Source organism: Mojavia sp. (genome assembly GCF_059505145.1).
In genome coordinates, this window is record NZ_JCACKA010000036.1 from 159,935 (window position 1) to 172,896 (window position 12,962).

Annotated in this window: 3 protein-coding genes and 1 pseudogene; 2 read left to right on the top strand and 2 right to left on the bottom strand. The window is 45.8% G+C overall.

Annotated features, from left to right (window positions below; all coding sequences use genetic code 11):
* Positions 1-21: 21 nt before the first annotated feature.
* A pseudogene (locus AC5JL8_RS06995) lies at positions 22-3,585 on the top strand (amino acid adenylation domain-containing protein); the annotation flags it as partial.
* Entirely contained in the window at positions 3,578-9,025 is a 5,448-nt protein-coding gene (locus AC5JL8_RS07000; RefSeq protein ID WP_495879056.1) for an SDR family NAD(P)-dependent oxidoreductase, read from the top strand. The pseudogene AC5JL8_RS06995 and the gene AC5JL8_RS07000, both read left to right, overlap by 8 nt.
* Before the next feature lie 322 nt (positions 9,026-9,347).
* On the opposite strand, the gene AC5JL8_RS07005 is transcribed toward AC5JL8_RS07000, so the two are convergent.
* Both AC5JL8_RS07005 and psaB read right to left on the bottom strand, forming a co-directional pair.
* Entirely contained in the window at positions 9,348-9,566 is a 219-nt protein-coding gene (locus AC5JL8_RS07005; RefSeq protein WP_495879057.1) for a hypothetical protein, read from the bottom strand.
* A gap of 579 nt (positions 9,567-10,145) precedes the next feature.
* Entirely contained in the window at positions 10,146-12,374 is a 2,229-nt protein-coding gene (gene psaB, locus AC5JL8_RS07010; protein ID WP_495879058.1) for a photosystem I core protein PsaB, read from the bottom strand.
* Positions 12,375-12,962: the final 588 nt, after the last annotated feature.

Genomic DNA, 12,962 nt, shown 5'->3' on the forward strand with positions numbered 1-12,962 from the left:
GATGAGGAAGTCTTTGTCTTTCCTCTCTCTTTTTCTCAGCAACGGTTATGGTTTCTTGACCAATTAATTCCCAACAGTCCTATTTACAACATTCCCGGTGCTGTACAATTTCACGGACGCTTAGATCGGGTGGCGCTAGAGAAGAGTTTTAACGAAATCGTTCGTCGCCACGAAATTCTGCGAACAACCTTTGCAATCGTCGACGGACAACCCGTACAAGCTGTTGCTTCGGTGGAAGAAAATTTTACCCTGCGGCATTACTACTTATTGCAAGAAATAAACCTCAACCACTTAAGCGAACCAAACCGCCAACTTGAAGTCGAAAGAGTGGCAACCGCAGAAGCTCAACGACCGTTTAATTTAGCTCAAGGGCCGCTGCTGCGCGTCACGCTTTTGCGCCTTGCCGAACAGGAGTACACCTTTATAGTAACGGTACACCACATTATCTCAGACGGGTGGTCGTTTGGCGTACTCATGCAGGAATTAATGGTTCTTTACCATGCTTTCTCACAGGGCAATCCTTCACCTCTTAGCGAACTTCCCATCCAGTACGCTGACTTTGCCCTTTGGCAGCAAGAGTGGTTGCAAGGTGAGCTTCTAAAAAGCAAATTCGCTTACTGGCAGCGGCAACTCGGCGGTTCTTTGCCCGTGCTACAACTCCCAACCGACAGACCACGGCCCGCCGTCCAGTCTTTCCAAGGGGCGCGACAACCCTTTGCCCTATCCTCAACCCTTAGCGAGGCGCTGAAGACTTTCGCCCGTCAGGAAAACGTCACTGTGTTTATGACACTGTTAGCAGTGTTCAAAACCTTACTCTACCGCTACACAGGACAGGAAGATATTTTAGTCGGTTCGCCTATTGCCAATCGCCAACGTCCCGAGCTAGAGGGGTTAATGGGCTTTTTTGTCAATACTTTAGTGTTGCGAACTGACCTGTCTGGCAATCCGACGTTCCGGCAATTGCTGGCTAGAGTGCGGGAAGTGACTCTAGAAGCCGACGCTCACCAAGATGTGCCTTTCGAGAAACTGGTAGAAGCGCTGCAACCCGAACGTGAACTGAGTCGTAATCCTCTGTTCCAAGTAGCTTTTGCTATTGCACCCCCCATGCCAGGCCTGACTCCACCGTGGAGTTACAGCCTCCTAGATATGGATACGGGCACAGCAAAATTTGATTTGACATTGACATTACAAGAAAGAGCAGAAGGTTTCATCTGCGCGTTTGAATATAGCACCGATTTGTTTGAAACGGATGCAATCGCTCGTATGGTCGGGCATTTCCAAACCTTACTCGAAGGTATCCTTGCTAATCCAGACCAGTCCATTGGTGCGTTACCGTTGCTGACTCAACCAGAGTGGCAGCAGATGCAGTTGTGGAATCACACCGAAGCTGATTATCCTCAGAACGCCTGCATTCATCAGTTATTTGAAGCGCAGGTGGAGAAAACACCCAATGCTGTAGCAGTAGTTTTTGCAGATCAGCAGCTTACCTACCGAGAACTCAATGCCAAAGCTAATCAACTAGCGCATTACCTACAAACCCTCGGTGTCGGGCCAGAAGTACTGGTGGGGATTTGCGTTGAGCGATCGCTAGAAACTCTCATCGGTATATTAGGCATTCTCAAAGCAGGTGGTGCATACTTGCCACTCGATCCTAGTTACCCTGCCGAGCGTTTGGCATTTATGTTAGAGGATGCTCAAGTTCCCGTGCTGCTAACTCAGCAGTCATTAGGCATTGACCAGACACACAACGAATCATTACAAAAGACAACCATCGTCTATCTAGACAAGTGGGAAACGGATACCTGCGGTGAGGAAAACCCTGTTTCTGGCGTCACCTCTGACAATCTAGCTTATACAATCTACACCTCTGGGTCTACAGGTAGACCTAAAGGTGTCTTACTTACACATCGCGGTCTGTGCAATCTAGCTACAGCACAGCAACAGCTTTTCAACGTGCAGCCAGACAACCGTGTTTTGCAATTTGCATCCCTCAGTTTTGATGCTTCTATTTGGGAAATTGTCATGGCTTGGTTCGCTGGAGCAACCCTTGTCCTTGCCCAACGGGACGACTTGCTTCCAGGTACTACTTTGCTTGAGTTGTTGCGCGACCAGCAGATCGCAATTGTTACCTTGCCTCCCTCAGCACTAGCAGTTTTGCCAGCAGAGGAACTTCCCGATTTGCAGACAATTATTGTCGCTGGAGAAGCTTGTCCTCCCGAACTAGTGAAACGTTGGGCACCTGGTCGTCGGTTCTTCAATGCTTATGGCCCAACAGAAAGTACTGTCTGTGCCACTGTTGCTGAATGTACTCCAGGCCACAAGAAATTACCTATCGGTTATCCAATTGCGAATACGCAAGTTTATATACTTGACGCTCATCTACAGCCTGTCCCGCTCGGCGTTCCTGGTGAACTATATATTGCCGGAGTCGGTTTAGCACGCGGCTACCTTAACCGAACGGAACTGACCGCTGAGAAGTTTATTTTCAAGTCAAAGGGCATTGGGCAGAGGGCATTGGGCACTCAGAGCTCAGAGGAGCGTCTGTACAAAACTGGAGACTTGGCTCGTTATCTTGCTGATGGTAATATCGAATACCTTGGACGCATTGATAATCAAGTAAAAATTCGCGGTTTCCGTATTGAACTGGGAGAAATTGAGGCGGTTTTGAGCCAGCACCCAGATGTACGGGAAGCGATCGCTATAGCACGAGAGGACACATCAGGTGACAAGCGGCTGGTTGCTTATATAGTCTCGAAGCAAAAACCGAATCGGGTGCCTTATGAAAGCGAGTGTTTGGCAGAATTGAACGGCTACGGGACAGTGAAACTCCAAACTGAGGATATCTCCGTTGGAGGCGCTTGTTTGGTAGGAATGCCAGAGATGGCAGGTATCGCTCAACACCTCCGCTTGTACCTTACACTACCAGGTTCGAGTGAAGCTCAGTGGTTTACTGGAAAAATTGCTTGGCAGCAAGGAAAACGAGTTGGGATTCAATTTCAGATTACGCCATCCGAGCAAGCGGTTTTGAATAAAAGTGTTGAGTATCTCTTCAAAATTGGAGGCTTTTTAAAAGTTTTGCAACGCACGGCTGTTGAAAGCTTGCGAAGCTTTCTCAAAGAAAAGTTACCCGACTATATGGTGCCTTCTAGCTTTGTGTTTCTCGATGCCTTACCTCAAACTCCGAATGGCAAGGTGGATCGCAAGGGATTGCCCGCACCGGAGGCTCTGCGATCGCAACTAGACAGCAGCTATGTTGCACCCCAAACAGAGATAGAGCAAGCGATCGCTTCGGTTTGGCAACGAGTCTTGCAAGTGGAAAAAGTTGGTTTGCACGATAATTTCTTCGACTTAGGCGGTCATTCTCTGCGTATGGCACAAGTTCACGGCCAGTTGCGCGACGTGTTGCAGCAAGACATCTCAATGGTGGAATTGTTTCAATATCCCACTATCAGTAGTTTGGCTAAACACTTGAGTCAGGACGAAGTACAACCCGGATTTACACAAAGCCGCGAACGCGCCAACAAGCAAAAACAAGCCCTGCATCTACAAAAGCAAAGAATGCAAAGGAAGCAACACAATGGATAGTTTACAAACTAGCGTCGGCTTAGAAGGAATTGCCATTGTTGGACTAGCTGGGAGATTTCCAGGAGCCAAAAATGTGGAGAAATTTTGGCAGAATCTTAAGGATGGCGTAGAGTCCATTTCGTTCTTCTCGGAGCAAGAATTAGAATCGAATGGCATCGAACCAGCCGTAGTTCGTAACCCTGACTATGTTAAAGCCAAAGCAGTTTTAGAAGATGTCGAGTTATTTGATGCTGCTTTCTTTGGCTTTAGTCCCAAAGAAGCCACCATTACCGATCCACAACATCGCTTATTTTTAGAATCTGCTTGGGAAGCGCTGGAAAATGCGGGTTACAACCCAGAAACATACACAGGTGCAATTGGAGTGTATGCGGGGGTGGGGATGAGTGCCTACTTATTGAATAATCTTTGGGCATCTGAGTTTGCTCGTTCGGCTGGCGCTTATCAAATCATAATTGCCAACGATAAAGATTTCTTGCCCACTCGTGTTTCATATAAACTCAACCTCAAAGGGCCGAGCGTTAATATTCAAACAGCTTGCTCGACTTCGTTAGTCGCTATTTGTATGGCTTGCCAAAGCTTGCTGAACTATCAATGCGACATGGCTTTGGCAGGAGGAGTTTCGATTAGCTTGCCGCAAAAAACGGGGTATTTGTACCAAGAAGGCATGATTTTTTCGCCGGACGGTCATTGTCGGGCTTTTGATGCTCAAGCGAAGGGAACCTTGGCGGGAAGTGGAGTCGGAATTGTCGTTTTAAAGCGATTAGAAGATGCGATCGCAGATGGGGATACTATCCATGCTGTCATCAAAGGTTTTGCTCTCAACAATGACGGAGCTATGAAAGTAGGTTACACCGCTCCCAGTGTAGACGGACAAGCAGAAGTGATTGCTCAAGCCTTGGCAATGGCGGAAGTTGATCCAGAAAGCGTTACTTATATCGAAGCACACGGTACGGGAACACCATTAGGTGACCCCATTGAAATTGCCGCACTCACGAAAGCTTTTCACGCTAGCACCCAGAAAAAGAATTTTTGTGCTATTGGTTCGGTGAAAACAAATATCGGACACTTGGATACAGCAGCTGGGGTTACAGGTTTAATCAAAACTGTTCAGGCACTTAAGCACCAGTCTCTACCACCCAGTTTGCACTTTGAAACCCCAAATCCCAAAATTGATTTTGCCAATAGTCCTTTTTATGTGAATACAAAACTGACTGCATGGCAAAAAAATGGCAGTCCTCGCCGTGCTGGAGTCAGTTCGTTTGGGATTGGGGGTACGAATGCCCACGTTGTTTTAGAAGAAGCACCATCTTTAAGAGGGCAAGGGGGCAGGGGAGCAGAGGAGCAGGGGAGAAATTATCAGTTGTTGATAGTTTCAGCCAAATCTGAATCTGCACTTGATACAGCCACACACAATTTAATTGCACATTTAAAACAGCATCCCGAACTCAACTTGGCTGATGTTGCCTACACGCTTGCTGTAGGTCGCAAGGCTTTTAGTCATCGCCGGATAGTTGTTTGTAGCGATTCTGAAGACGCTGTTACAGTACTTTCTAGCCTCGATCCGAAGCGAGTTTTGACAAATACTCAAGAATCCAAACAACGGCCAATCACATTCATGTTTTCTGGCCAAGGTTCCCAATACGTGAATATGGCGTTGGAACTTTATCAGGTTGAATCGACATTTCGTGAACAAATCGATAAATGCTCGGAATTCCTCAAACCTGATTTAGGAATAGATTTGCGTGATGTTCTGTATCCTAGCGAAGAACAAGCAGAAATTGCCGCACAGCAATTAAAGCAAACAGCAATTACACAGCCAGCACTGTTTGTCATTGAGTACGCTTTAGCACAATTATGGATGTCTTGGGGCGTGCGTCCTCAAGCGACAATTGGGCATAGTATTGGCGAATATGTTGCAGCGTGTATTGCTGGTGTATTCTCTTTGGAAGATGCCTTGTCATTGGTTGCAGCACGGGGGCGGTTGATGCAGCAAATGCCTCCGGGAGCCATGTTAGCCGTACCTTTAAAAGAAACAGAAGTGCGATCGCACCTCAACGAACATCTTTCTCTGGCAGTCATCAATGCACCTTCGAGTTGCGTCATTGCAGGTACAATTGCAGAGATAGATGCTTTAGAACAGCAGTTACCAGAAAGTCGTCGCTTGCATACTTCCCATGCGTTCCATTCGCAAATGATGGAACCTATTTTAGAACCTTTCATTGAGCGGGTTAAGAAAGTAAAGCTGAACCCCCCACAAACTCCCTATATCTCCAACGTTACCGGCACTTGGATTACCGCCGCAGAAGCTACCAATCCCAACTATTGGGCACAACACCTACGTCAGACAGTACGCTTTGCTGATGGTGTGCAACAGTTGATGCAAGACCCAAATAGAATTCTCTTAGAAGTTGGGCCGGGCCGAACGCTGATGACACTCGCTAAACAGCATCCCGATAAAGATGCAGGGGCGGTCATCCTTTCTTCCTTGCGCCATCCCCAAGAAGAACAATCAGATGTGGCATTTTTGTTAAATACTCTAGGACGACTTTGGCTAGCAGGTGTAGAAATTGATTGGTCAGAGTTTTATACTGGCGAACAACGCTATCGTGTGCCGTTACCAACCTATCCCTTTGAACGTCAGCGTTACTGGATTGAACCGCAAGCGGTATCTGGTATGGACTGGGCGCAGACTGAGGCTGCTAACTCTTTGACCAAACAATCAGATATTGCTGACTGGTTCTATATTCCCTCTTGGCAACGTTCACCGATTCCGGTGCAAAATACTGACGGTACTAAAGAAGGTTCCTGTTGGTTGGTGTTTTTAGATGAGTGCGGTTTAGGCGATCGCATCGTCAACCAACTAAAACTCGCAAGTCAAGATGTGATTACTGTCAGTATAGGCAAATATTTTAGTAGCGAGGGCAACAATATTTATACGATCAATCCCTCACAACTCCAAGACTATGATGCTTTGTTAAAAGAACTGTACGCACTCAACAAGATGCCGCAAACTATTGTGCATTTGTGGAGTGTTACGCCTAACGAGTCGTCAAAAACGAGATTTGAGCAAGTAGAAAAGTTGCAAAATTTAGGTTTTTGGAGCTTGTTCTTTTTAGCACAGGCAATAGGGAAACAAAATCTCAGCGATTGCGCGGAGCGCAGTGCCGGAGGCAATCGCCTAAAAATTGCTGTCATTTCTAACAACCTGCAAGAAGTGACAGGTGAAGAAAATCTATGCCCGGAGAAAGCAACCCTACTCGGCCCATGTAAAGTTATTCCCCAAGAATACCTCAATATCTCTTGTCGCAGCATTGATATAGTTCTGCCCGAACCTGGAACTCAGCAAGAAGAGAAGTTAATTAGCAATTTGCTTACAGAAATAACCATTCAAACCTCAGATATTGCGATCGCCTATCGTGGTAATCATCGTTGGCTACAAACCTTTGCACCCGTCCGATTAGATAAAACTGAGAAAGCAAGACCTCGGTTAAAAAATGGCGGAGTTTATCTAATTACAGGTGGATTAGGCGGTATTGGCTTAGTTTTGGCAGAATATCTCGCAAAAACAGTACAGGCAAAATTAGTATTAGTTGGGCGATCGCCGTTTCCCAAAAAATCCGAGTGGGAACAATGGCTGACCTCTCATGACGAACAGGATAGTACCAGCGTCAAAATTCGCAAATTTCAGGATATGGAAGCATTAGGTGCAGAAGTCATAGTTGCGTGTGCCGATGTTGCCAACCTTGAACAAATGCAAGCGGTTATTTGTGAAATTGGCGATCGCTTTGGTTCAATTCACGGTGTTATCCACGCCGCCGGAATTTCACCAGCAGGCACAATTCAAATGAAAACGCCAGAAACCTCAGCTAGTCTTCTCGCACCTAAACTGCAAGGAACTTTGGTACTGGATACTCTCCTCAAAAATTTGAATTTAGATTTCTTTGTACTTTGTTCTTCTCTCAATTCATTTCTACCGTTTCCTGGAGTAGTAGACCATTGTGGTGCGAATGCTTTTCTAGATGCCTTTGCTCAATACAATACCACTCGTTCTAACAGGTTCACCGTTGCAATTAACTGGGATAGCTGGCAAGAGGTTGGACAAGCAGCCAATGCAATTGTGCCAGCAGAACTCAAGAAATGGCGCGAAGAAAGTTTGAAACACGGAATATTACCGTCTGAGGGAACCGAGGCATTTAGTCGCATTCTAGCGATCGCTCTACCCCAAGTTTTAGTCTCAACTCAAGATTTTATCGCCCGCTTCCAGCAGCATTTTGTATCTCAACCATTGCTTGTAAATTACAACCCTTCAAAACAGCTCCACTCTCGACCGGAACTAAGCAATGCTTATGTTGCCCCGCGCAATGGCTTAGAACAGACTATTGCAGATATCTGGCAAAAATGTTTGGGTGTCGAGCCAGTCGGCATTGGCGATGACTTCTTTGAACTGGGGGGAGATTCTTTACTAGCCGTTCATCTCCTTGGCAAGGTCAGTGAAGCTACTCAAACAAAACTGTCTCCTCATAGTTTAATCGACGCCCCAACAATTGCCGCGTTAATAAAATTAATAGAAACAACCCACTCGCCATCTATTACTAAAACACTCCCATCGTCGCTGGTAAAAATTCAAGCCGGAAACTTACAGACCCCTCTGTTCTTGGTACACGCTGCTGGCGGACACGTCTACCAGTACCGTGATTTAGCACATTATCTCGGCTCAGATCAACCAGTTTATGGTTTACAGTCCGAAAATACGGCAGGGGAAAGCCACAATTTAACTCAGGTTGAGGAAATGGCAGCTCATTATTTAAAAGCGGTGCGTATCGTTCAATCGCAAGGGCCATATTTTCTGGGAGGCGCTTCTTTTGGGGGTATGATTGCCTACGAGATGGCGCAGCAACTCCAAGCAGTTGGGGAAAAAGTTGCTTTACTGGCTCTTATCGATACTCCTGGCCCTGGTCATATGCCTTCAGAAAACATAGAAGATGACGAACTCAAAATCATGGCTTACTTGTTGGATGTTGGTGCTAACGTTGCGATCGCCTCGGATTCCCTAGAGCAACTGAGCGCTGACGAACGGCTGCGCTACTTTTTGGAGCAAGGAAAAACTGCTTTGAGAATGCCTGCTGACTTAGATATAAGTGAACTGCGCCACTACTACCATCTGTTTAGAAGCAACATTAAAGCGATGAGAAGTTATGTCCCGCAAGCTTATCCAGGTCGGGTTATCTTTTTCCGAGCAAGCGATCGCGACTCCTTCAACCCCCAAAACCCAGAACTTGGCTGGCAAAATTTGGCAATCGAAGGACTAGAAATCCACGAAGTTCCAGGCAATCACATTACAATGAACTTCCCCCCTCACGTCCAAGTTATGGCTAATTGCTTAAAGATATACTTGGAAAGCGATACTTATACCGAGTTGCATTCAAAGATAGTAAATTAGGGCAGCAGGGGAGCAGGGGAGCAGAGGGGAGGGAATCCGAATCTGTCTGATCGCAACATAGTATTAACAATTCAAAATTCAAAATTAAAGACATTTTTAGTCGGGGATTTAAGGGAACTCCAAAAAATAAATTATCCAATTTTACTCCTTCAAAACGGCTTTCCCTCCCCCTGCTCTCCGAAGTTGCTTCACTTGGGGAGACCCCTGCCTACCCGTCACTTCTCTCCTGCACAAGTGCCATCAAAGCGATGGAATATTTTTTTACTTGGAAGTCCCTAAACCCTTGAATGTACGATAACGAGCCACCAGTACGATACTGAAGTCAGTCTGATTCTGGACTGCTCAAGATAAACTCATCTTTTGTGAGCGACACTACAATAATGGACGAATCCGAATCTACCACTTGAATCAGCCAGCGCAGGCTTGCTTGACTATCTGAGCGTGACTCTCGACCAAGAACTACGCCATATTTTCCCGCTACATAGTTAGGTTTTAAAATCAGTACTTCGTCTCCGACTTGAATACGCTCTGGGTTTTGCAAGTATGCTCCTGACGCTAAAAGACAGGATCAAGATAAATGTTAATGGCGCACTGATGATTTTAAACAAAAGTGAGCTATTCAATAACTTTTTCTTAATGTAGTTAAGGTAAAAGCTTTTTCATATTCAAGGCTTCTGCCTCAAGAGATAAATGTATTATTCGATGCTTAACTCCTCACACCCAGGTCAATCACTACCAGGAAAGAATGTCACGAAGATAAGCTCTTTAGCCTGGGGAGGCTGAGAGAGTAAAGAGTAATTGACAGTATCTCTTACTACTGCAATAACTTTGAATACATTTATTTCTTTGTCTCCCCCAGCACCCCCCCCGCTCCCCCTGCTCAAAGAGCTTGCCTCAATAAATAACGCGCACAAGCGTGCCATTCTTTACAGCACCAGAGAAATTCAAGTCTTTTTGGAACACTGCGATATCAAACACACAGAAAAATATATCAAGCTGAATGCTCGACTTTACCCAGCCTCTTCCTTCCCCAGATATTGATATAGAAATATAAAAATCCCCCTCTCACCTGAAGGTATAGAGGGGGAAATTGCTAAAGGTCAGAGGATATCAAAAATTTTTAGCCAAATTTACCAGCGGTTGATGCTATGAGGAATGCTGCAAAGGTAAGGATGTAGCCAACTGCGAAGTGAGTTAGACCAACCAACCAACCTTGAACGATGGATAAAGCAACAGGTTTATCCTTCCAACGAACCAGGTTAGCCAGTGGAGTACGCTCGTGTGCCCATACTAGAGTTTCAATCAACTCTTGCCAATATCCACGCCAGCTAATTAGGAACATGAACCCGGTTGCCCAAACCAGGTGTCCGAACAGGAACATCCAAGCCCATACAGACAAATTACTTGTACCGTAGGGGTTGTATCCATTAATTAACTGAGCGGAGTTAGCCCACAAGTAGTCACGGAACCAACCCATGAGGTAAGTAGAGTTCTCGTTGAACTGAGCTACGTTACCTTGCCAAATACCTAGATGCTTCCAGTGCCAGTAAAAGGTAGTCCAGCCAAGGAGGTTGAGCATCCAGAAAAAGGCGAGGTAGAAAGTCTGCTCCCAAGACGAAGTTTGGCAAGTACCACCACGACCAGGACCATCACAGGGGAAGGTGTAGCCGAAGTCCTTTTTATCGGGCATCAGCTTAGTACCACGAGCATCCAACGCACCCTTGACGCAAATCAGGGTGGTGGTGTGCAGACCCAGAGCGATCGCATGGTGTACCAAGAAATCACCAGGCCCGATGGTCAAGAATAAAGAGTTAGTGCCGGAGTTAATGGCATCCAGCCAGCCTGATAACCAGACGTTACCGTAGTTTGGCCAAGCTGTGTAGGCAATACTATCTGAGTTAGATAGCAAAGCGTTCATTCCATACAGAGCTTTACCATGAGCAGATTGAACAAATTGAGCAAATACCGGCTCAATCAGGATTTGCTTTTCAGGTGTACCAAAAGCAACCACAACATCGTTGTGGACGTATAGCCCAAGGGTGTGGAAGCCTAAGAACAGCGATACCCAACTCAAGTGAGAGATAATCGCTTCTTTGTGCTTCAGCACGCGATCGAGTACGTTGCCTTTGTTTTGCTCTGGGTCGTAATCCCGTACCCAGAAAATGCCGGCATGAGCAAACGCACCAATCATCAGGAAGCCAGCAATGTACTGGTGATGGGTGTATAGCGCTGCTTGTGTTGTGTAGTCCTTGGCCATGAAGGCATAGGGAGGTAGCGAGTACATATGCTGCGCTACCAAAGACGCCGCCGTGCCTAGAGCTGCCAAGTGTATAGACAACTGAAAATGCAGCGAGTTGTTGTAGGTGTCGTATAACCCTTGGTGTGGCAGGTTAAACTGTCCTTCAGTTTGGACGCCAAAGAAATTTTTGGCGTTGAGCATCTCTTTGATGCTGTGACCAATCCCGAAGTTAGTCCGGTACTGGTGTCCGGCAATGATGAAGATAACAGCGATCGCCAAGTGGTGGTGAGCCATATCGGTCAGCCACAGCGACTGTGTTTGGGGATGGAAGCCACCCAAGAAAGTCAGAATTGCAGTCCCTGCACCTTGAGATGTCCCAAAGATATGCCCAGCTGTATCTGCATTTTGAGCATAAACACCCCAGTTACCTGTCCAGAAGGGTGTCAAACCTGCTGGGTGAGGTAACGTAGTTAGGAAATTCTCCCAACCTACGTGCTGTCCGCGAGATTCGGGGATTGCAACGTGAATTAAGTGACCAGCCCAAGCCAGAGAGCTAACACCAAACAAACCTGCCAAGTGGTGGTTTAGACGAGGTTCAGCACTCTTGAACCAAGTGAGGCTAGGACGATATTTGGGTTGTAAGTGCAGCCAACCAGCAAACAAGAACAATGCTGCTAACAGCAGGAGAAACACTGAACCCTGGTAGAGGTCATTGTTCGTCCGCATCCCAATGGTATACCACCAGTGGTAGACCCCAGAATAAGCAATGTTTACAGGATTGGTAGCGCCACCTTGGGTAAAAGCTTCGATTGCTGGTTTACCGAAGTGGGGGTCCCAAATCGCATGGGCGATTGGGCGAATATGCAGCGGGTCTTTAATCCACTGTTCAAAGTTACCTTGCCAGGCTACATGGAACAGGAGGCTGGAAGCCCACAGGAAAATGATTGCCACATGACCGAAGTGAGTAGCGAAAATCTTTTGGTAAAGATTTTCTTCTGTCATGCCATCATGGCTTTCAAAATCATTACCCTGAGCCATCGCATACCAGATCCGACGCGTAGTCGGATCTTGAGCGAGATCCTGGCTAAATTTAGGATATTTTGTTGCCATCTAGTTTATTGCATCCTTATCTAACCTAATCCAAGTTGCTAGTTGTAGTAAGCCAGCAATGCCTAGCAATTGAATAGACATCCAAAAAACCACAATTGAATGTCAATTTAATAGCAAAAACTGGCGATTACGAGGATTAACAGTTTTAATTCCTGACCTTACATCCTCAAAGGTATGATGCAATTCATGTGTATAGGATTAATAAACCAATAAACTACAACTACTTGCCTCATTTTTCCTCCTAAAGGAGGAGATTAGTATTAACTTTCTTTGTAACCTTGAATACAATCTAAATGTTGCAGATTGTTAATAGAATCTGAAGCCATTTCCACGGTTTCTTCTGCAAATTTTTGAGTGGAATTTTACTTTACTTTTATTTACATTTTGCAATAAACCACACCAAAACGCAATGTTTTGCTATAAACTGTTAGCGTTTAACGTAAAAGTAGAATAAAGGCTAGCAGCAAGCTTGGAATGCAGAAATCACAAAGCCAATTTTTGCAGCAGATAATTTTCTGATGCTGATGCGGTAACAGGGGAAACGCACCTTATTTCCTAACAAAAACTAATAAGGATTTCAAAGTCATC